Source organism: Bradyrhizobium sp. UFLA05-108 (assembly GCF_059803455.1).
In genome coordinates this window covers 54,202-74,204 of the sequence record NZ_JBANAZ010000048.1, presented here as the reverse complement: position 1 = coordinate 74,204, position 20,003 = coordinate 54,202, and the positions used below count along the sequence as shown (strand labels likewise).

Sequence of the window (20,003 nt, the reverse complement as noted above, 5' to 3'; positions counted from 1 at the left end):
CACGGCCTCGCCTGCGTTCTGCGTGCCCTGACGCAGCGCGGCGATGTCGTATTGGCGGATTCGATCACCTATCAGGGCATCAGCGCCCTATGCCGATCGCTGGGCCTCGACTTGCGTGGTCTACCGCTTGATCGGGAGGGTATGCGGCCGGATGCTTTTGAAGCGGCTTGCGCGAGCTGGCGACCGCGCGCCGTTTTTCTCGTCCCCAGCCTGCACAACCCTACAACGGTGGTCTTGAGCGAGGAGCGCCGTCTTGCGCTCGCAGGCGTCGCGCGCCGGCACAATGTGCTGATCATCGAAGACGATGTCTATCGGCCGTTGCTTGATGGGGCCGCTGCCTCTTTTGCCGCACTCGAGCCGGAACTGACCGTCTACGTCAGCGGCCTTTCGAAGTGCGTCGCACCTGGTCTGCGTTTTGGATTGGTGGTCGCGCCACGTGCCGTTCTCGGCAATATAGCGGCCGCGCTGCGCATCGATTGCTGGAGCATCAGTCCGCTCACGGCGCTGATTGCGACGAATCTGCTGGAGGATGGCGGCGCAGCGAGAATTATCGAAGTTCAGCGCGAGGAGCTGCGGCGAAGGCAGGCCGTCTTGCGCGATGCGCTTGCGGAATACGATGTTCAGAGCCACGAGGCGTCGCCTCACGCGTGGCTGCATCTGCCCGAACCATGGCGGAGCGGTGCCTTCGCTCGGGCCTGCCGTCAGCGTGGCGTCGGCGTGCTGCCCGCAGACGCCTTTGCCGTCGGGCGCGAGACGCTGGTCCATGCCGTCCGGATCAATCTGGGAGCCGCGCCCTCGCTCGGCGACCTGCGGCAGGCACTGGCGATCATCGCCGGCCTCTTGAATGACGGCCACCTTGAAATCTCCGGTGCGGTCTGAAGCGTCATGGCCGCCGCCTTGATCAAAACGGACATCGTTGTCGTGGGCGCCGGCATCGTCGGGCTTGCTGCGGCGTTTCGGCTGGCAGCGGCCGGCAGAGACGTTGTCGCCGTCGACCCCAACGATCCAGGTTCCGGCGCCTCTTACGGCAATGCCGGCGCCATCGCGCCTTATGGCTGTGCCCCGATCGCCAATCCCGACGTTCTGCGCAACTTGCCTCATCTACTCCTGGGTTCGGAAAGTCCGCTCGCCATCCGGCCGACCGCTCTTTTCTCGCTGCTTCCTTGGGTGTCGCGTTTCCTTTGGCAGTCCACTCCAAGGCGGGCGCGCTGTAATGGCCGGGCGCTGCAGAGCTTGCTTAGGGAGGCCGCGCAGACCTGGCACGATCTGGCTGACCAAGCCGATGTTTCGGATCTCATCCGCGATGAGGGCTGCCTCTACATCTATCGCGAAAAGCCGCCGCCGAAGAACAGCGATTGGGCGGCCCAATTGCGAGAAGAGTTGGGCGTCAAGCAGGAATGGCTCACCTCGGAAGATGTTGCGCGCTTAGAGCCTGCGCTTCCTCGCGTGGCGGCAGGCTTATTCTTCCCAGATGCCGCCCACATCGTCGATCCGCCCGAACTCACCCGGCGGCTCTCGGATGCTGCGCGATTCCATGGCGCTTCGTTTCAACGTGTCCGCGTGGAACGGATCGAGCCACAGGTCTCCGGCCGATTCAGGTTAGTTTGCCGCGATCTTGCGATCGAGGCGCGGAAGGTCGTTCTCGCGGCAGGTGCCTGGTCGCGAACCCTTGCGCGGCAAGTAGGAGATGAGGTCCCACTTGAAACAGAGCGCGGCTATCACCTCGAATTCGCTATGGACGCTTGCCCAATCAGGAGGCCCGTCAGCCCCATTGATCTTGGTTTCTATATTACGCCGATGGTCGGCCGGTTGCGGGTCGCCGGCACCGTTGAGCTCGGTGGCCTGAGTGCGCCGTTAAACCCTAACCGAACCGCACTTCTCGAGCGCGGCGTGCGCAAATTATTTCCTGATTTGGGCCCGCCACAGGCGCAATGGTTGGGCTTCCGTCCCTCGCTGCCGGATTCATTGCCGATCATTGGGCCGAGCCGACGTCATCCGAACCTCACTCACGCCTTCGGCCACGGACATCTCGGCATGACCTTGGCTGGCGTGACGAGCCTCATCGTCGCTGGCCTCGTCGAGGGAGGAAATGGCGCGTGGGATCTGTCGCCATTCCGGGTGGATCGGTTCGGCTAAGGAACAAGACAGCCTGCTCACCGCCCGTCGCGAGAAACCAGCTCGGCGGCGCGGCCGAGAAGTCCCTTGACAATCCGCGTTCCGGCGAAATATTTTATACTTAAAATAATTTGCCCTAGGGTTTGACAGGGTTTGCAGCTCTCCCACGGCGCGGCGCGCGAAAGCGAGGGATCATGCGCATAGTCTGTATCGGCGGCGGACCGGCCGGGCTCTATCTGGGCCTTCTGATGAAGCGCCGTCACCCGGAGCACGTCGTCACCGTCGTCGAGCGCAACAAGCCCTACGATACGTTCGGCTGGGGCGTCGTGTTCTCCGACGCCATGATGCAGGCGATGCGGATCGCCGATCCCGAAAGCGCTACCGAGATCGAGGACGCCTTCAATCACTGGGACGACATCGAGCTCGTCTTCAAGGGGACGCGCCAGCGCACGACGGGCCATGGCTTCATCGGCATCGGGCGCAAGCACCTGCTCAACATCCTGCAGCGACGTTGCGAGGCGCTGGGCGTCGAGCTCGTCTTCGAGCGCGATGTGGAGTCCGATCTCGAATTCCCCGATGCTGACCTGATCATCGCCTCCGATGGCGTCAATTCCAGGATCCGTGCCCGCTACGCCGAACAGTTCCAGCCTGACATGGTGATCCGGCCGAACCGCTATATCTGGCTGGGCACCAAGAAGGCGTTCGATGCCTTCACGTTCGACTTTCGCCGGACCGAACACGGCTGGTTCCAGGCGCATATCTACAAGTTCGATAGTGAAACCTCGACCTTCATCGTTGAGACTACGGAAGAGGCCTACAGCGGCCATGGGCTTGGCGACCTTGACCAGCAGGGTTCGATCGAATTCTGCGAAAAGATCTTCGCCGAGACACTGGACGGTGCGGAGCTCTTGACCAACGCCCGGCATCTGCGCGGCTCGGCCTGGCTCAATTTCAGCCGCCTGATCTGCGGCAAATGGAGCGTGTTCAACGGCCGCTCCCATGTCGTGCTGATGGGCGATGCCGCGCACACCGCACATTTCGCGATCGGCTCGGGCACCAAGCTCGCGCTCGACGACGCCATCGAGCTCGCCAACCAGTTCGACCGCCATGGCCACAGTCGCGACAAGATCGAGACCGTGCTGGAAGCCTACGAGGAGGTGCGCCGTGTCGACGTTGCCCGCATCCAAAATGCGGCACGGAACGCCATGGAATGGTTCGAGGTAGTCGGGCGGCGCTATGCCGACACGCTCGAGCCGCCGCAGTTCTTCTATTCGATGCTGACGCGCTCGCAGCGCATCAGCCACGAGAACCTTCGTCTGCGCGATCGCACCTGGCTGGAAGGGTTTGAGCGCTGGTTTGCCGCGCGCTCGGGCATCGCCGTCAAGGACGGCGACCGGGTGCCGCCGCCGATGCTGACGCCGCACCGCGTGCGGGGGCTTGGCCTTGCGAACCGCATCATGGTCTCGCCAATGGCGATGTATTCGGCGCAGGATGGGCTCATCAACGACTTCCATATTGCCCATCTCGGCGCGCGCGCCATGGGCGGTGCTGGGCTGATCTTTGCCGAGATGACCTGCGTCTCGCCCGATGCGCGTATCACGCCGGGCTGTCTCGGCCTCTGGAATGACGCGCAAGCGGCGCAGTGGCGCCGCCTCGTCGACCTGATCCACAGCCTCGGACACGCCAAAGTCGGCATTCAGCTTGGTCATGCCGGACGGAAGGGATCGACGAGGCTCGCATGGGACGGCATCGATGAGCCGCTGGAATCGGGCAATTGGCCGCTGATCTCTGCGTCGTCGCTGCCCTACCTGCCCCACAGCCAGCTGCCGCGGGCGATGGATCGCCGCGACATGGACCGCGTGCGCGACGATTTCGTCGCGGCAACGCGTCGCGCGGCCGAAGCTGGCGTCGAGTGGCTCGAACTCCATTGCGCACACGGGTATCTGCTGTCGAGCTTCTTGTCGCCGCTGACCAACCGGCGGACCGACGAATACGGCGGCAGCCACGACAACCGTGCGCGTTTTCCGCTGGAGGTCTTCAGCGCGATGCGCGCCGTGTGGCCTTCCGATCGTCCCGCATCGGTGCGCCTGTCCTGCCACGACTGGACCGAAGGCGGCAACACGCCGGCCGATGCGGCGATCTTCTCTGCGCTGTTCAAGGAAGCGGGCGCAGACGTGATTGATTGTTCGTCGGGGCAGGTCTGGAAGGACGATCGGCCGATCTATGGACGCCTGTATCAGACGCCGTTCGCCGACCTGATCCGCAACGAGGTTGGTATTGAGACCATCGCGGTCGGTGCAATCTCCGAGGCCGATCACGCCAACTCGATCCTCGCCGCAGGCCGCGCCGATCTCTGCGCCATTGCGCGGCCGCACCTTGCCGATCCCGCCTGGACGCTGCACGAAGCCGCGCGCATCGGTATCACCGCCGTCACCTGGCCCAAGCAATATCTGTCCGCCAAGGGCCAATATGAAACCAATCTCGCCCGCGCCGCAGCAATGGCCGCGCAGGAGAACTCAAAATGAGCTCTGTTGCCAAGGTGATCAGGCGCGACTGGCTGGATTGGCCGTTCTTTGAGCCGCGCCATCATGCGGTCGGTGATGCGCTCGACGGCTTCGTGCGGTCGGGGGCCCTCGACAGGATCGACCACGACGATGTCGACGGCGCCTGCCGCAGGCTCGTGCGAGCTTTGGGAGAGGCGGGGTTGCTCGATTGCGCGGTCGCTACGCCTGATGGCGATGCGACGACGATCGATTCGCGCTCGATTTGCCTGTCGCGCGAGTCGCTCGCCTATGCTGACGGGCTCGCCGATTTCGCCTTCGCCATGCAGGGGCTCGGCTCCGGCGCGATCGCGCTCGGCGGCTCGGCGGAGCTGCGCAAGGCCGTGTTGCCAAAGGTTCGATCGGGCGAATGGCTGTCGGCCTTCGCACTGTCGGAGAAGGAAGCAGGGTCGGACGTTGCGGCGATGTCGTGCGCGGCGCGCGTCGATGGCGATGACTACGTCATCGACGGCGAGAAGACTTGGATATCGAACGGCGGCATCGCCGATGTCTACACGCTGTTCGCACGAACCGGAGAGGCGCCGGCCGCTCGCGGTATTTCGGCCTTCGTCGTCTTCCCCACCGATCCAGGCTTTGCCATTGCCGAGCGTATCGACGTCGTCGCTCCGCATCCGCTGGCGACGTTGCGCTTTACGAACTGCCGGATTCCGGCGAGCCGTCGGCTTGGCGCGCCTGGCGGCGGCTTCAAGCTCGCAATGCAAACGCTCGACATCTTCCGCGCCTCGGTCGCCGCCGCGGCCCTCGGTTTTGCGCGGCGCGCGCTCGATGAGTCGCTATCGCATGCGCAGAGCCGGCACATGTTCGGTGCGACGCTCGGCGATCTCCAGCTGACCCAGGCCGCGCTGGGCGACATGGCGACCGACATCGACGCCGCAGCGCTCCTGACCTATCGCGCGGCCTGGCGCCGCGACGTTCAGAGGCGTCCAACCACGCGCGAGGCGGCGATGGCCAAGCTGACGGCGACCGAGACGGCCCAGCGCGTCATCGACCGCGCCGTGCAGATGTTCGGCGGACGCGGCGTACGCAAGGGCGAAATCGTCGAGAGCCTCTACCGCGAAATCCGCGCGCTGCGAATCTACGAGGGCGCGACCGAGGTCCAGAAACTGATCGTTGCGCGCGAGCTTTTGAAGCCGCGTTGAGGCGATCGGCGAAGAGGGCTCACGCGCTCGCGCGCGCGACGTCGTCGCCGAGGCGTTGGCGCTCCTCAGCAAGATAGCCCGAGACCGCATCTCTTCGCATCGGCTTTGCGAAATAGTAGCCCTGGATGTAATCGCAGCCGAGGCGACGTAAGCTTTCGAGCTGCGCGCGTGTCTCGACGCCTTCGACGACACAGGCGATCTCCATGTCTGCGCACAGACCCGTCAGCGACTTGATGATCTTGTGGCTCACGGGATTGTCGTTGACGTCGGCGGCGAAGCTGCGATCGATCTTGATCTTGTCGAGTGGCAGGCGGTGGACGTGGCTGAGCGAGGAATAGCCGGTGCCGAAATCGTCCAGCGAGATGCCGCAGCCCATCGCTTTCAGGGTGGCGATCGACTGCTGCGCCCGGACGAAATCGAAGGTGACCGCGGTCTCAGTGATCTCGAAATCGATCCGCTGTGGCAGAACGCCGCTCTTCTCGATCACTGCGATCAGCGGCAAAATGCCGTCGGATGAGCAGATGTCGTGGGCCGAGAGGTTGAACGACAGGCTGATATCGTCGGGCCAGGTCTTGGCCGCCGCGAGCGCGCGAACCAGCAGCGCCTGCGTCAGGCTGCGGATCAGACCGATGCGCTCGGCGGCGGGGATGAAGTCGGCCGGCGAGACGAGGCCTAGTCGCGGTGAGTGCCAGCGGGCCAACACCTCGAAGCCGGCAGTGCGCTCGCTCATGGCATCGACGATCGGCTGGAAGACGAGCTCCATCTCCGCGTCGAAGTCGGCCATGCGCAGCAGGTTCTCGATGACGCCGCGGCTGCGGATCTCCGCTTCCAGCTCGCTCGAGAAGATCACGGTGTGGCCGCGCGCGTGGCGCTTGGCGTGATAGAGCGCATAGTCGGCGCATTCGTAGAGGGCTTCGGCATCCGTTGCGGAGCGCGGATACAGCGCAAACCCGATTGAGCAGGAGAGTCCGGTGTGCGACGTGTCGAGCTGATAGGGCAGCTTGACGCGGTCGCCGATCCGCTCGCCGATCTCGGCGAGATCCTCGTCGCTGGGATCGCCGCTCACCACGAGACCAAACTCGTCGCCGCCGAGCCGCGCGAACTCGACCCGATGCGGGCCAAAAGCTTCGCAGACCTCGCGGATGCGCCGGCCTGCCTCGATCAGCACGCGGTCGCCGACGGTGTGGCCGTAATTGTCGTTGATCGGCTTGAAACCGTCGAGGTCGATGATCCCGACCGCGAGCCGGATCTGCCGGCGTTCGGCATCGCCGAAGGCGCTGGCGAGCTCGGCGAAGAAGCGGCGGCGGTTCGGCAGCTCCGTCAGGGAATCGAGATTGGCGAGGCGGAAGTTCTCGTCCGAGAGCGCCTGCGTCGCCGCCTGTTGCGCAAGCAGCGATTTGCGGGATGCGACGAGGTCGGCGAAGTCGCGGTAATAGATGAACAGCACTGTTATCAACGCGCCCGACACCAGGAGGTCGTTGACCGCTATCGCCATCAGCGTTGGTTCGCCCGTCGCGAAGTAGAAGATGACGTAGGGAATATCGACGAGCAGTGTGACGATCAGGGCGGCGGAGCGGAGGTGCATCAGCGAGAAGATGCAGCCGATCACGGTCACCGCCATGTAGAAGGCGACGTGGCTCTTGGCGAAGGGATCGCCGTATGGGTAGAGCGCGAAGGACCAGGCGGTGAATCCCACCGCGATCGGAACCGTGAGCCAGTTGGTGGCGCGCAGGTTGCTCAGGATGTCTGCATCGCTACGCACGAGATGGCGCTGGCGCAGCCACCAGAACGTCCGCAAGGCCGCGAACACGGTCAGCACCGCAGGCACCACCATCGTCAGCCAGACCGGGGCGAGCGGCACGTAGGTGTAGGCCACGGCGAGCGTGTTGGTGATCAGGATGAAGTAGAGCAGCGGAATTTGCTTGGAAAAGGCGTCAAACTGGGCCCGCGTCAGATCAGGATTGTCGGCGGGCACGCGAAACAGGCGCACCGCCGCCGCAAGGTGAGATCTCAAATCAGCAACAGGCATTGAGAAACGAGCCCCAGAGTCCGCGAAAGTGTCCCGTGAAAATCCTTTGAATCGCGGGCGATCGTGCACAGGAGGGGTAAAGGGCGGGTTAGGCGGGTTCCATGAAGGAACCTCACGGGGCCATGGGAAACCCCCGCATTTCTACTGGCGTTGTGCGCCGTTGAGACGGCGTTAGGGATAGTGGACGGAGCAGATAGCTGTTTCCGAGGCAAATTCAGCACCGTCACTGCCGTTACGCTCTGCTAACTATGTGCATCGCGGGACGAAATGCACGCGCGGTTTCGACGCGCGGGCGGGGTGCCTCACTGCAGGCTGCGCTTCCAGTAGCCGGTGCCGAGCCTGCCGGTGATGACGGCGGTGGCGTCGCGGACCTCATAGGAGCCGGCGTCGGCGTAACCCGAGAGACCTTTCAAGGCGTGCAGCGACCAGTGGCCGTTCATGGCGGCAATCGTGCCTTCATGCGCCGGCGCGGCGCGCCGGCCTTCGGCGTGGAACGTATAGGTGCCATCGCCCATGATGCGCCACGTCCAGCGCGACGTGCCGCGAGCATTCGGCACCATGATCTCCCAGGTGCCGACCAGCGCAGGGTCGATGGCTGATGCGACGGGCGCTGGTGTAGCCGCGGCCGATGGTGCGGCATTTGCCTGTTTCGTGGCCTCTTGCTCGGCCGCAGACGGCGCGCCCGCGAGATAGATCGCCCGGCGCGAGAGCGAGCCGTAGACGAAGGGCTGCTGCTCGTTGCGTGTTGCCTCCATGACGTCGTCGCGAACGTTGCGGAACATGAAGGTGATCTCGACTCCCAGCGTCTCGATGTTCCGCAACAGCGCCGCAGTGAACGGGCTGTTACGGCCGTCGCCGTCGAGCGCGGTCGTGCCGTCGCGCGCGGCATAGGCGACTAGCACGTTGCCGGCCGGCTCGATGCGGCCGAGGCCGCTGGTTGCTGCCGCGCGTAGCGCCAGCGAGCGCTGCATTTTCGCGGCGAAAGGATTGTTGCGGCAAGCATCGAGGACAACGAGGCCGAGGCTCGTGGTGCTCGACACCTGCAACATCACGCTGCGCAGGCTGATCGCCTCGTTCGCCGCGTCGGTGTCCTTCTTCAGTTCCGCATCGATTGGGATCAGCCAGTTCTCTCCGTTGATTTCCATGCCGTGGCCGGCGAAATACACCGCCGCCATGTCGGCGCCCGCCGCATCGCGGCCGAGAGCGATCAGGCCGCGCCGCATCTCGTCGAACGAACCGTTGGCGATGAGGGTGACCGTGAAGCCGAGACGCCTGAGCGCGGCTGCGACGTCGGCGGCATCGTTGGGTGGGTTGGGCAGCGCTGGTACGCTTTTGTAGCCGCCGTTGCCGATCACCAGCGCTACGCGCTTGCCGTCGGCCGCGGCCGGCGCGCGAGGGACGCCCGCGAGGCTAGCGGCAAGGACAAATCTGAGAAAAAGCCGGCGTCGGTTCATGATGTCCCCGATCGGAGGTCGTCATAATACGGAGACTGGGGCGGCGAGAGTAGCATTCGAAATCGATGTGAAGGGGAACCGAAACCGTATCGCAACAAGCGCGGTAACCATTCGTCCGATGGGTTAATCGAGGAGCGAAAAAAATAGTTCTAGATCATAATCATGATGGCTCAGATGCAGAAATAGAAAATAAGCTGTGGGAAAACACGGCAGGAAAGCAAGCCGAAAAGAACGGGAGGAAAGAATGGAGACCGTGCGCCGCCTGCGTGCAATGGCTTCGCTCTGCCGACAGAGCGCGGCGTATCGTCCTGACAGATGCTGGAAGCTGCTCGCTGAAGCGGAATACTGGGAGCATGCCGCAGATGCAGCCGTGCACGAGCATTTCAGGGAATGCACGGCCAGCTCGAACGAGCTGGTGCAGCCACAACAAGCTGCTAACGCCAATCAGGCACGAGAGGAAAAGATCGTGGCAGCGTGAATGCTGTCAGTGCGGATGGCTGGAGTTTCTCGCCCCATTTTTTTTAAGCCCACAGCAGACAATTCCCTTGGTATTGCGGCCTCAGCATACGTGCGCATCCACGGCTGGCGTCCAACACCATCGTCTGTATCTCGTTATGAACGCGGCGAAACGGCCGACTGTAGCAACGATACCGTCTGGAATCCGCTCTTGGGCATGCTGATCCGTCGCGGCTGACAAAGCACACGCGGGCGGTGCTTCCGCCCGCGCGCCGATGTGTGGTCGTCAGGTAATCGCGATCGGGCAGCCGTTGCTTCCCGTGGCGCCCTTGATGGGGGCCGGGGTGAAGCAATAGACGAACTGGTATTTCTTGTCGGCGATCAGCTCGTCGAAGATCAGGTTCTCGTGATTGTGGATGCCGTGCTTGGTTTGCAGCTCGGCATGCACCACGAAAGCGAGCGACTTGTCGGGATTGGGCACCACTTCGACCGCCCAGGTGTCGGCCGCGGTGAGCGCGAGGTCCTTTTCGATCACCCATCGCGCAGCGTCCAGCCCGATGCCCGGCTCGCCGCTGTTGAAGCGATCATTGTTCTTCATCCAGAGCGAGCCCCAGCCGGTGTGGAACATGATCGCATCGCCCGGCTTGATGTCGCTCTCCGACATGTTCTGCTTGGCGAGCGCCGCCTTGATGTCGGCCGAGGTGATCTCTTGGCCGGCATCCATCATTCCGCCCTTGAGCGCGACCATGTCGATGAGATGGGCGCGGGTGAACAGCGGCTTGAGCTTCTCGACGCCGAGCTTCTTGAGGCCATAAGCGTCGCTGATCTCTGCCGCGGTATGTCCGTTGTAAAATCGCATCTCGCTCTTGTCGCCGTCCTTGCCGAGTTGGATGCCGATGTGGCCGAGACCATCGAACTGCGTGCCGGTCTGGCCGATCTCGGTGGTCAGAAACTCGTCGTGATAGACCATCTTGTTGTCGCCGAACGGACCGCCGGTCGGACTGCCTGGAATACGCAGCGTGAATACGCGCGGACCGAACAACGGCATTCCGCCTTCATAGACGCGGCCGATCTTGTAGATCTTGCCGTCCTTGATCCATTTCACCGCGTCGAGAACTTTTTCCGCCGTGATGTGGTTCGAAGCCCCGGCCTCGTCATCCTTGCCCCATTTCGAGGGCCACCATGGCTTGTCTGTTCCCTTGGGCATGGAGGTGGGGGTCTGCGCCTGGGCTTCGCTGACCGGGGCGAGCGAGAACTTGCCGTGCATCGTGCCCGCGAGGGCTGCACTTGCGGCGCCGGCGATGCCTGCCGTGCGGAGCAAGGTCCGACGATCGGTCGTAGTCATGCCGCCTTGCTGTTCTTCGCCCTTGATTTCATTAGGCATTTTACTCTCCCAGGTTGTGGCCCAGAGAAGCTGGGCTCTAAATTGTTTTCGGCATGCTCCTCCTACGTTAAGTTGTTGTCCAGCGACAAAAATAAGACGGCAAGGTGAGGGGCATTGATGAGCCTGTTCGAGAGCGACAAATCCGCCGAGCGGCTTCCGGTGTCGTTGATCACCGGCTTTCTCGGCAGCGGCAAGACGACACTGCTCAATCATGTGCTGCGCCACGACGACGCGAAGGACAGCGCAGTCATCATCAACGAATACGGTGAAGTCAGCCTCGACCATCTCCTCGTCGAGCGCGTCGATGGCGAGGTCGCCGTGCTTGCGAGTGGCTGCATCTGCTGCACCGTCCGCAGCGACCTCGAGGCGACGCTGCGTGGGCTGCTGGTGCGGCGCGATCGCGGCCAGGTGCCGCCATTCCGCCGTATTCTCATCGAAACCACCGGTCTCGCCGATCCCGCGCCAATCGTTCAGCTCCTCCTGAACAATCCGCTGGTCTCGCATTTTCTCCGGCTCGATGCCGTCGTGACCACGGTGGATGCCGTCAACGCGCCGCGTCAGCTCGACCGTCAGTACGAGGCGGTGAAGCAGGTCGCGCTCGCCGACCGGCTGCTGATCACCAAGTCTGATCTTGCCGGCGACACCACCGCGCTGGAGGCGCGCCTGCGCCGACTCAATCCCAGTGCCGGAATCGAACGCGTGGCACAAGGCGAGATCGATCCGGCGCGGCTGTTTGGCGCCGGTCTCATGGATCCCGAGAAGAAGACGGTCGATGTCGCACGCTGGCTCAACGAACAGGCCTTCGTGGCGCCTCGTCAGGCACAGCACGCGCACGACGACCATGACCACGACCACGGCCATCACCATCACGACGCATCGATCGCCAGCTTCGTGCTTGCCTTCGACGAACCACTCGACTGGATGGCGGTCTCGAACTGGCTTGCGCATTTGCGCTCAGGGCGAGGCGAGGACCTCCTGCGTGTCAAGGGTATTCTCAACCTCCGCGATGAGCCGACGCCGGTCGCAGTCCACGGCGTGCACCACGTTTTTCATCCGCCGGTGGCGCTCGCAAAATGGCCCGACGCTGACCGCCGTTCGCGCATCGTGTTCATCACTCGCAATATCGCGCGCGAGGAGGTGCTGGCGCTCTGGCAGGCCGTCCGCGCGGCAGCGTGAGCTCAGGCCGCTGCGCTGCCCCTCCGTCTCGATCGCAAATGCGCAGGAAGTCTTCGCTGCGGTTGATCTGCGTCAATCGCCAGCCGGCTCGTCATGGGAGGATGTCAACAAACCCAGTGGAGTTCGAACATGGACCGTGCAATCAGACTGGCGGAGCTGGCTGAAGCGGAGAAGCGCGTTGCGCTGGGCGAGCGCCATATCGTGCAACAGGAGCAGCGTATCGCCGAGCTGGACCGCGATGGCCACGATACCAGGGACGCGTTCGCGCTCCTGGATACGTTTCGGCAAACGCAGGTCCAGCACGTCGCGCACCGCGATTTCATCCTCATAAGGTTGGGGCAGGCGCCGCAGGTCAAACGCGGTTCGATCTTCCGACCGGGGCACTACGAAGGCGCGGACACGCCGGGGAGCAGAGAGCGGCCATGATCCGGATCATTTTCACGGCCGTTCTTGCGCTGCACTTGCCGGGCAATACGCCGGACCACCTGAATCCTGGGCTCAGACCAGGCCGCGCAGCACGTCGATCAGCCGGCCGCAGTCCTCCTCCGTGCCGACCGTGATGCGCAGGAAGTTCTCGATGCGCGGCTTCTTGAAATGCCGGACCAGGACGCCGCGTTGCCGGAGTGCAGCCGCGAGATCGCCACCGCCTTGGCTCCGATGGCGTGCGAAGACGAAGTTGGCCTGAGACGGCAACACCTCGAAGCCAAGCCCAGAGAGGTCACGCGTCAGCGTTTCGCGGTTCGCCATGATGCGCGCACGCGTCTCCTGAAACCACGCGTCGTCCGCGATGGCAGCAGTGGCGCCGGCAAGCGCAAGGCAATCGATGGGATAGGAGTTGAAGCTATCCTTCACCCGTTCCAGCGCCTCGATCAACGGCCGCTGGCCGATCGCAAAGCCGACCCGCAGGCCGGCGAGCGCCCGCGATTTCGAGAAGGTCTGGATGACGAGCAGATTGTCGTGGCGTGCGACGAGCGGCACCGCGCTCTCGGCGCCGAAATCGACATAGGCCTCGTCGACCACCACGAGCTGGTCCGGATGCTCGGTGAGCAGCGCTGCGATCGCATCGCGTGGAAGGCCGATGCCGGTCGGCGCATTCGGATTGGAGAGCAGGATCGCGCTGCACGGTTGCCGGTAGTCGGCAATCTGCACCCGCATCGCGGCATCGAGCGGCACCTCCTCGTGAGCGATGCCATAGAGCCGGCAATAGACGGGGTAGAAGCTGTAGGTGACGTCGGGAAACAGAAGCGGCGCATCGTGCTTCAACAGCGCCTGGAAGGTATGGGCCAACACCTCGTCCGAGCCGTTGCCGACGAACACCTCTTCGGGCGCGACCTTGTAGTGGGCGGCGATTGCCTCGCGCAGCTGCGAAGCGCGCGGATCGGGATAGAGGCGGAGCCGCTCTGCAGCCGCCGTGACCGCCGCGAGCACGTGTCGTGAGGGCGGATAGGGATTCTCGTTGGTGTTGAGCTTGACGACGCCGTCCTGCTTGGGCTGCTCGCCCGGTACGTAGGGCGACAAGGTGTTGACGACGGGACTCCAGAAACGGCTCATGATCTCTGACCTAGGGGGCTGATCGGATCACAGTAGGGTATGCCGATCGTGAGCGGAAGCCCCGCTCGTGTTCGAAGCTCGAACCTGATCTGCGCAAACGTCGGAGATCAGCACGTTCCTGCGAGTGAAGGCTTCATGCTAGGGTCGGCACCCAAGGTCGAAAACGACTGACAACAAGAACGTAAGGCCGGCGCACAAGCCGAGCCGTCAAGAGAGGAACGCATGCCGGTTGCAGTCCTTCCCACCGATCCCTCCGTTCCAGGCGCGCCGGTGACGGCGGCCATCCTCGATGCCTTGCGGCAAATCGTGGGTGATAAGGGCCTGATCCTCGACGAGCGCGACAAGCAGCCGTTCGTGACCGAGTGGCGCGGCGTGCTGGCCGGGCAGGCCGCTGCTGTCGTGCGTCCGGCCAATACCACCGAGGTCTCCGAGGTCGTGAAGCTCTGCTACGACAACGGCATCGCGATCGTGCCGCAGGGCGGTAACACCGGCTTGATGGGCGGGGCCACGCCGTGGCCAACCCACCGCGGCATCCTGCTGTCGCTTGGCCGGATGAACCACGTGCTGGATGTCGACCCGGTCGGTTATTCCATGACCGTGGAAGCCGGCTGCATCCTCGAGACGCTCCAGGAGACGGCCGCACGCCACGACCGCTTCTTTCCGCTCAGCTTGGGCTCGCAGGGCTCATGCATGATCGGGGGCAATCTGTCGACCAATGCCGGCGGCGTGCAGGTGCTGCGCTATGGCAATGCGCGTAACTTGGTTCTGGGCCTCGAGGTTGTTCTGCCGAACGGCGACGTCTGGGACGGGCTGCGCGCGCTCAAGAAGGACAATACCGGCTACGACCTCAAGCATCTCTTCATGGGCGCCGAAGGCACGCTCGGCATCATCACCAAGGCGGTCCTGAAGCTGTGGCCGGCGCCGAAGGACGTGTGCACGGCGTGGCTGGCGATCCGCAATCCGCAGGCCGCCATCGGGATCCTTTCGGAAGCATATGTCGCCTCCGACGATAATGTCGGCTCCTGCGAGCTCATGAGCCGCGCCTGCACCGACATGGTGCTGCGCCACATTCCTGGCACGCAGGATCCGCTCAAGGCGGACACGGAATGGTATCTCCTGCTCGAATGGTCGTCGTCCCGGCCGCGGCTGGACGGCAGCGTGGGCATGTCGGAGAAGATGGAGCAGTTTTTGGCCGATCAGTTGGAGGCAGGCCATCTGCTCGACGCGGTGATCGCCCAGACAGAGGCGCAGTCGCGTAATATGTGGCGCATTCGCGAAAGCGTTGCCGAAGCCGCGCGTGCCGAAGGACCTGGCCTCAGCTACGACGTATCGGTCGCGATTTCCAGAATTCCTGAACTCATCGACAAGGGCCTCAGCGCCGTCCTCGACATCCTTCCGACGATCCGCCCCTATCCACTCGGCCATATCGGGGACGGCAATCTGCACTTCTCCTTCATGGGTCCGAAGGACATGGACCGCGAGACGCTCACGCAATATTCCGCCGCGATCACGAGGAGCGTGAACGACATCGTCGCCTCCATGGCCGGCTCGATCTCGGCGGAGCACGGCATCGGCATCGAGAAGATCGACGAGCTGGCGCACTACCGCTCGAAGACCGAGCTCGACGTCATGCGCACGATCAAGCGGGCGCTCGATCCGAAGAACATCATGAATCCGGGCAAGATCCTGCGGCTTTGATGCGCGCCTGGCGAACCGCAAGTCGCGGAAAGGGCGAGGAAGACCGTGCCTGCAGCTCGCCCGATCGCGACAGTTGCGACGCAGCCCTCACTGGATCGCGATTTGACACTTCGTCTTAATTTGTCAATTTCGACAAATGGGACCGAAAACGCGCATTCTCGACGCGACCATGCTGGTGTTTCGCCGCCACGGCTTTCGCCGTTCCTCGATCGAGCAGGTGGCCGAGGCCGCCGGCCTGACGCGGCAGGCGCTCTATCATCATTTCGAGTCCAAGGAAGCGCTGTTCCGCGCAGTCATCGAGCGCGTCCACGAGACCGCCATTGCCGCCGAAGAGGTGGCAATCGGCGGAGCGGAGAAGGCGGGCCGCGGCTTCGCAGACATTCTCGTCGCCGGCATGACGGCACGGATGCAGGCGATGATCGGATCTTTCGAGGGCTCACCGCATATCGAGGAGCTGTATTCCGAGCACCTCGTGCATGGGCGTGACCTCTATCAGAAATATGCAGCGCTCTATGCGGAGCGGCTGGTCGCGACCATCGCCCGCGTTGCGCGCAAGCAGAAGCTGGCGCTGCCGCAGGGCCTGTCGCCGGCCGAATTCGCGCGGCTCGTCGAAATGGCCGTGCACGGATCTAAGTCGCAGCATCCGGCGATGCAGCCGGCGGAGGCCTTCCTGAAAGACATGGCGATGATGGTGCGGACGCTCTGCGCCGGCGCCGTGCCGAAATCGCAGGAGCAGCCCGCGAGCAAGGCCGGGACCAGAGAACGATCCTCACGCAGCAAAGCCGGAGCACGTCCATGAGCGCCATGACCATCAACGGCCGCCTCGAGCCACTGCCTGAGGATCCCGATGCGCTGCTCATCGACGTCGTGCGCGATCAGCTCGGTCTCACCGGCACCAAGCTCGTCTGCGGTGGCGGTGTCTGCGGCGCCTGCACGGTGCTCGTCGACGGCGTACCGGTCACGAGCTGCCTGATGCCGGCGCGTGCCGCCGCCGGAAAGTCCGTGACCACTGTGGAAGGCATTGGCGCTCAGGAGCTGCACCCGATACAGAAGGCGTTCATGGCGCATGATGCCTTGCAATGCGGCTTCTGCACGCCGGGCTTCATTGTGGAAGCGGCTGCGTTCTGCGATCGCTGGCGAGCGGCGAAGGGGACGGCCGTGCCTTCGCGCGAGGAGATCGGCGCGGCGCTGTCGGGCCATCTCTGCCGCTGCGGTGCCTATGATGCGATCTTTCGCGCGGTGGCGGATGCCTGTGCCGGCCGCTTCGACGGCGATCATTTCGCAAGTCCACGGATCGAGGCGCGCGACAAGGTGACGGGCGCGGCAAGATACACCGTAGATATCAGGCATGACGGCCAGCTCGAGGGCGTGATTCTGCGCTCCCGCGATGCCCATGCGCGCATCACCGCGCTCGATCTGGCCCCCGCGCATGCGCTTGACGGCGTCACTGCGGTGTCGCTGTTGTCCGACGATCGCATCGTGCGCTATGTCGGCGAGCCCATCGCGGCGGTTGCAGCGAAGGACCGCAAGACCGCCCTCGCGGCGCTCGCCGCCATCAAGCTGACCAGCGAACCGCTGCCCGCCGTGATCGGGCTCGATGCGGCGCGGAAAAACGATGCGCCCGTGGTGTTCGACCGGGCGAGCCGCAAGAAAGCCGGCAACGTCTCGGAAGCAGCCGGCGGACCTGCACCATGGAAGCGGAACGTTCGCGGGCCGACGTCGGTGTTTGCCAAGCGTGCCAAGAGAGCGCGCAACTGGGTGGACGAGGCACGGCAGGCGAACAACCGTCTTCTCGTCGAGGGGACATTTCGTACGGGCACGCAGCAGCATGCCTGTCTCGAGCCGCATGCTGCGGTTGCTCGTTTCGATGGCGAGCAATTGATGGTGCACGCCTCGTCCCAGTGGGTGTTTTACCTCAAGGAGCAGATCGTCAAGCGCTTCAAGCTCGATCCTGCGCGCGTCCGCGTGATCGCCGACCATGTCGGCGGCGGCTTTGGCTCGAAGGCGAGCCTGGGCGGCGAGACGATTGCCGCAATCGAACTCGCGCGCGCAGCCAATGCACCGGTGCGGGTTGCTTATGACCGTCATGAAGAATTGTCGGTTGCCGGCTATCGGCCGGCCGCGGAGGTGAAGGTCGCGCTGCTGCCCTCCGACCAGGGCGACTTGAAAGCACTCACCGTCATCGCGCATGCCGATACGGGCGCGGCGATCAACTCGACGATCGCGGGACTGGCGCGGCTGATGTATCCGGCCGAGGCCAAGGAGCTCTCCGATTTTGATGTCATCAGCAATCTGCCGCCGGGTGCGGCGTTCCGCGGGCCCGGCGGTCCCCCGATGGCATTCGCGGTGGAGCAGGCGATCGACCAAGCGGCATTGAAACTCAATGCTGATCCGATCGCTCTGCGCAAGCGCTGGGATCCTGATCCCAATCGGCAGAGGCTCTATGATTGGGCCTTGGGCCTCGACATCTGGCGCAATCGGACCTCGGCCGGAAGCGGTCGCTATCGCCGCGGCGTTGGTGTCGCGACCGGCTACTGGTTCTATCTCTGGCAACCCAAGGTGAAGGTCGAAGTCGCGGTCAAGGGCGGCCGCATCGTCGTATCGACTGCGACGCAGGATATCGGGACCGGCACCCGCAGCGTTCTGGCCGACACCGTCGCGCGCGAATTCGATCTCGAGGCTGATGAGGTGGAGGTGCGCATCGGCGACTCCTCGCTCCCCGAAGGCCCCGGCTCCGGTGGCAGCCGCGTCACCGCCTCGATGCTGCCGCCGACGCTCATGGCGATCCAGAAGTTGAAGGCCGCGCTCCTCGAGCAAGCCACGCGCAAGCCCGCGCCGGGCTCGAACGCGCCGTGGCGCGAGCTGATCGCGCGATCGGGAGACGTCGCTATTTCGGAGACGCGTGGCGAGGACGGGAAGAACACGGCGCCCGGCATCCGCTCACCGCTGAAGGACCTAGGGCTTCTCGGCCTCGTGTTCGGCTGGATGATGCGGCGCAATTCCAACATCGTTATCGGCGCCGGCGTGCCGAGCTCGGTGCAGGTGATCGAGGTCGAGGTTGACACCTGGCTCGGTCACGTGCGCGTGCTCAAGGTGCATACCGGACTGGCGGTCGGGAAGATCGCGGCACCCCAGCTCGCGCACAGCCAGGCCTGCGGCGCGGTGATCCAGGGGCTTGGCTACGCGCTCTACGAGGCGCGCGAGGTCGATCCGCTCAGCGGCGACGTCCTGACTGCCGGCATGGAGGATTATCGCATCCCCGGCATTGCCGATACGCCCGAAATCGACGTGCATTTCGATGAGGCCGGCTTTGATCATGTGCAGGGCAATAGCGTCGGCATCGGTGAGGTGGCGACCGTGCCGACGTCGCCCGCGGTCGCGAACGCGATTTTCAATGCGATTGGCGTACGCCTCACCGAAATTCCGATCCGGCCAGACCGCATCGTCGCCGCCTTGAAGGGGAGGACTGCGGCATGAACGCCTCGTCAGGAACATCAGCAGGTGGCGCACCCGAATTCCGCGCCGCCGGCACGGACCTGTCCGAGCGTCGCCGAAGCGGGGTGTCCCGTGGGCCCATCGTCGATCTCTCCATGACATCAGGCATGATTGGGATCGACTGGGCCGCGGATGGCTCGGCTCGCATCGGCGCATTCACCACGATCGCGGCGATCGCGTCCGATGAACGCATCCGGGGTGCTTATCCCGGCATCGCCGCCGCCGCGCAAGGTCTCGCCACGCCGCAGATCCGGCATCTGGCGACGCTCGGCGGTAACCTCGCTCAGCGTTCGCGCTGCTGGTATTTCCGCAATCCGCAGATCGACTGTTTCAAGAAGGGCGGTTCCGACTGCCCGGCGAGGTCGGGCAATCATCTCTATCATGCCGCATTCGATCTCGGGCCTTGCGTGGCCCCGCATCCGTCGACCATGGCCATGGCGCTGCTCGCCTATGATGCGACGATCACTACAGACCGGCGCAGCCGATTGTCGCTGCCTGATCTCATCGGCGACGGCACCAACAGCGCTGTGGACCATGCGCTCGAGCCCGGCGAAAGAATCGATGCCATCTCATTTCCCGCGCCGCTCGCCTCCGAGCGTGCCTATTACAAGCGCGCCATCAGCCGCAGTTTTGCGGAATGGCCGCTGGTCGAGGTCTGCGCGCGCGCCGTGGTATCCGGCGGCATCTTCCAGCATGTCCGCATCGCCGCCGGCGGCATCGCCCCGGTGCCGCTGCGCCTGACGGCGTGCCAGGCGGCGTTGGAGGGAAAGCCGGCAAACGCGGAAACCATCGCGCATGCCGCGGAGCTCGCGACGTCGGGCGCAAAGCCGCTGCCGATGACCGGATACAAGCTCGATCTGCTGGTTGGCCTGGTGCGGGACGTGGTGGAGCGGATTGCGAAGTAGGGCAGCCGGTGCTCGCACGATCAAGCCGGTGCTCGATTCC

General features: G+C 64.1%; 15 protein-coding genes. 11 read left to right on the top strand and 4 right to left on the bottom strand.

What is annotated here, in order from left to right:
• From SO140_RS30015 to SO140_RS30000, 4 genes are all read left to right on the top strand, one after another.
• The coding region (locus tag SO140_RS30015; protein ID WP_498543521.1) for an aminotransferase-like domain-containing protein at positions 1 to 879 on the top strand (879 nt) is incomplete at its 5' end.
• Between the two features lie 18 nt (positions 880 to 897).
• Positions 898 to 2,136 carry an NAD(P)/FAD-dependent oxidoreductase gene (locus SO140_RS30010; RefSeq protein WP_474798233.1) on the top strand — a complete coding sequence of 413 codons (1,239 nt, stop codon included), beginning with the start codon at positions 898 to 900 and terminating at the stop codon, positions 2,134 to 2,136.
• Positions 2,137 to 2,309: 173 nt separating this feature from the next.
• On the top strand, positions 2,310 to 4,640 hold the full coding sequence (locus tag SO140_RS30005; RefSeq protein WP_449382785.1) for a bifunctional salicylyl-CoA 5-hydroxylase/oxidoreductase: 2,331 nt from the start codon (positions 2,310 to 2,312) through the stop codon (positions 4,638 to 4,640).
• Positions 4,637 to 5,815 carry an acyl-CoA dehydrogenase family protein gene (locus tag SO140_RS30000; protein ID WP_449382786.1) on the top strand — a complete coding sequence of 393 codons (1,179 nt, stop codon included), beginning with the start codon at positions 4,637 to 4,639 and terminating at the stop codon, positions 5,813 to 5,815. Before SO140_RS30005 ends, SO140_RS30000 begins: the two co-directional genes overlap by 4 nt.
• A 19-nt stretch (positions 5,816 to 5,834) precedes the next feature.
• Here the strand turns inward: SO140_RS30000 and SO140_RS29995 are convergent, their stop codons facing one another.
• Together SO140_RS29995 and SO140_RS29990 are read right to left on the bottom strand one after the other, a co-directional pair.
• Positions 5,835 to 7,844: a putative bifunctional diguanylate cyclase/phosphodiesterase gene (locus SO140_RS29995; RefSeq protein ID WP_449382787.1), complete on the bottom strand. Its 2,010-nt coding sequence runs from the start codon at positions 7,842 to 7,844 to the stop codon at positions 5,835 to 5,837.
• A gap of 302 nt (positions 7,845 to 8,146) precedes the next feature.
• Positions 8,147 to 9,298 (bottom strand): caspase family protein, encoded by a 1,152-nt coding sequence (locus SO140_RS29990; protein ID WP_449382788.1) that lies wholly within the window; start codon positions 9,296 to 9,298, stop codon positions 8,147 to 8,149.
• A gap of 244 nt (positions 9,299 to 9,542) precedes the next feature.
• Here SO140_RS29990 and SO140_RS29985 point away from each other — a divergent pair, with 244 nt between their 5' ends.
• Positions 9,543 to 9,776 carry a hypothetical protein gene (locus SO140_RS29985; protein WP_449382789.1) on the top strand — a complete coding sequence of 78 codons (234 nt, stop codon included), beginning with the start codon at positions 9,543 to 9,545 and terminating at the stop codon, positions 9,774 to 9,776.
• Positions 9,777 to 10,040: 264 nt separating this feature from the next.
• On the opposite strand, the gene SO140_RS29980 is transcribed toward SO140_RS29985, so the two are convergent.
• Positions 10,041 to 11,138: a cyclase family protein gene (locus SO140_RS29980; RefSeq protein WP_449382790.1), complete on the bottom strand. Its 1,098-nt coding sequence runs from the start codon at positions 11,136 to 11,138 to the stop codon at positions 10,041 to 10,043.
• Between the two features lie 117 nt (positions 11,139 to 11,255).
• Here SO140_RS29980 and SO140_RS29975 point away from each other — a divergent pair, with 117 nt between their 5' ends.
• Both SO140_RS29975 and SO140_RS29970 read left to right on the top strand, forming a co-directional pair.
• On the top strand, positions 11,256 to 12,314 hold the full coding sequence (locus tag SO140_RS29975; protein WP_498543520.1) for a CobW family GTP-binding protein: 1,059 nt from the start codon (positions 11,256 to 11,258) through the stop codon (positions 12,312 to 12,314).
• A gap of 129 nt (positions 12,315 to 12,443) precedes the next feature.
• A complete protein-coding gene (locus SO140_RS29970) occupies positions 12,444 to 12,740 on the top strand; it encodes a hypothetical protein (protein WP_474798239.1) in 297 nt (98 codons plus the stop codon).
• 72 nt (positions 12,741 to 12,812) lie between these two features.
• Here SO140_RS29970 and hisC read toward each other — a convergent pair whose 3' ends face one another.
• Entirely contained in the window at positions 12,813 to 13,865 is a 1,053-nt protein-coding gene (gene hisC / locus SO140_RS29965; RefSeq protein ID WP_449383463.1) for a histidinol-phosphate transaminase, read from the bottom strand.
• A 222-nt stretch (positions 13,866 to 14,087) separates the two neighbouring features.
• Between hisC and SO140_RS29960 the strand changes: the two genes are divergently transcribed.
• From SO140_RS29960 to SO140_RS29945, 4 genes are all read left to right on the top strand, one after another.
• On the top strand, positions 14,088 to 15,563 hold the full coding sequence (locus SO140_RS29960) for an FAD-binding oxidoreductase (protein WP_474798241.1): 1,476 nt from the start codon (positions 14,088 to 14,090) through the stop codon (positions 15,561 to 15,563).
• Between the two features lie 136 nt (positions 15,564 to 15,699).
• Positions 15,700 to 16,362, top strand: a complete 663-nt coding sequence (locus tag SO140_RS29955; RefSeq protein WP_449383465.1) for a TetR/AcrR family transcriptional regulator — start codon at positions 15,700 to 15,702, stop codon at positions 16,360 to 16,362.
• Entirely contained in the window at positions 16,359 to 19,040 is a 2,682-nt protein-coding gene (locus tag SO140_RS29950; RefSeq protein WP_474798243.1) for a molybdopterin-dependent oxidoreductase, read from the top strand. Before SO140_RS29955 ends, SO140_RS29950 begins: the two co-directional genes overlap by 4 nt.
• A complete protein-coding gene (locus tag SO140_RS29945) occupies positions 19,037 to 19,963 on the top strand; it encodes an FAD binding domain-containing protein (protein WP_474798245.1) in 927 nt (308 codons plus the stop codon). The genes SO140_RS29950 and SO140_RS29945 overlap by 4 nt, the downstream gene beginning before the upstream one ends.
• Positions 19,964 to 20,003 lie beyond the last annotated feature (40 nt).

What these genes read in the sequence shown, in the direction of transcription:
- SO140_RS30005 (WP_449382785.1), top strand. Translation starts at nt 2,310, where the DNA reads ATGCGCATAGTCTGTATCGGCGGCGGACCGGCCGGGCTCTATCTGGGC.
- SO140_RS30000 (WP_449382786.1), top strand. Translation starts at nt 4,637, where the DNA reads ATGAGCTCTGTTGCCAAGGTGATCAGGCGCGACTGGCTGGATTGGCCG.
- SO140_RS29995 (WP_449382787.1), bottom strand. Translation starts at nt 7,844, where the DNA reads ATGCCTGTTGCTGATTTGAGATCTCACCTTGCGGCGGCGGTGCGCCTG.
- SO140_RS29990 (WP_449382788.1), bottom strand. Translation starts at nt 9,298, where the DNA reads ATGAACCGACGCCGGCTTTTTCTCAGATTTGTCCTTGCCGCTAGCCTC.
- SO140_RS29985 (WP_449382789.1), top strand. Translation starts at nt 9,543, where the DNA reads ATGGAGACCGTGCGCCGCCTGCGTGCAATGGCTTCGCTCTGCCGACAG.
- SO140_RS29980 (WP_449382790.1), bottom strand. Translation starts at nt 11,138, where the DNA reads ATGCCTAATGAAATCAAGGGCGAAGAACAGCAAGGCGGCATGACTACG.
- SO140_RS29975 (WP_498543520.1), top strand. Translation starts at nt 11,256, where the DNA reads ATGAGCCTGTTCGAGAGCGACAAATCCGCCGAGCGGCTTCCGGTGTCG.
- SO140_RS29970 (WP_474798239.1), top strand. Translation starts at nt 12,444, where the DNA reads ATGGACCGTGCAATCAGACTGGCGGAGCTGGCTGAAGCGGAGAAGCGC.
- hisC (WP_449383463.1), bottom strand. Translation starts at nt 13,865, where the DNA reads ATGAGCCGTTTCTGGAGTCCCGTCGTCAACACCTTGTCGCCCTACGTA.
- SO140_RS29960 (WP_474798241.1), top strand. Translation starts at nt 14,088, where the DNA reads ATGCCGGTTGCAGTCCTTCCCACCGATCCCTCCGTTCCAGGCGCGCCG.
- SO140_RS29955 (WP_449383465.1), top strand. Translation starts at nt 15,700, where the DNA reads ATGGGACCGAAAACGCGCATTCTCGACGCGACCATGCTGGTGTTTCGC.
- SO140_RS29950 (WP_474798243.1), top strand. Translation starts at nt 16,359, where the DNA reads ATGAGCGCCATGACCATCAACGGCCGCCTCGAGCCACTGCCTGAGGAT.
- SO140_RS29945 (WP_474798245.1), top strand. Translation starts at nt 19,037, where the DNA reads ATGAACGCCTCGTCAGGAACATCAGCAGGTGGCGCACCCGAATTCCGC.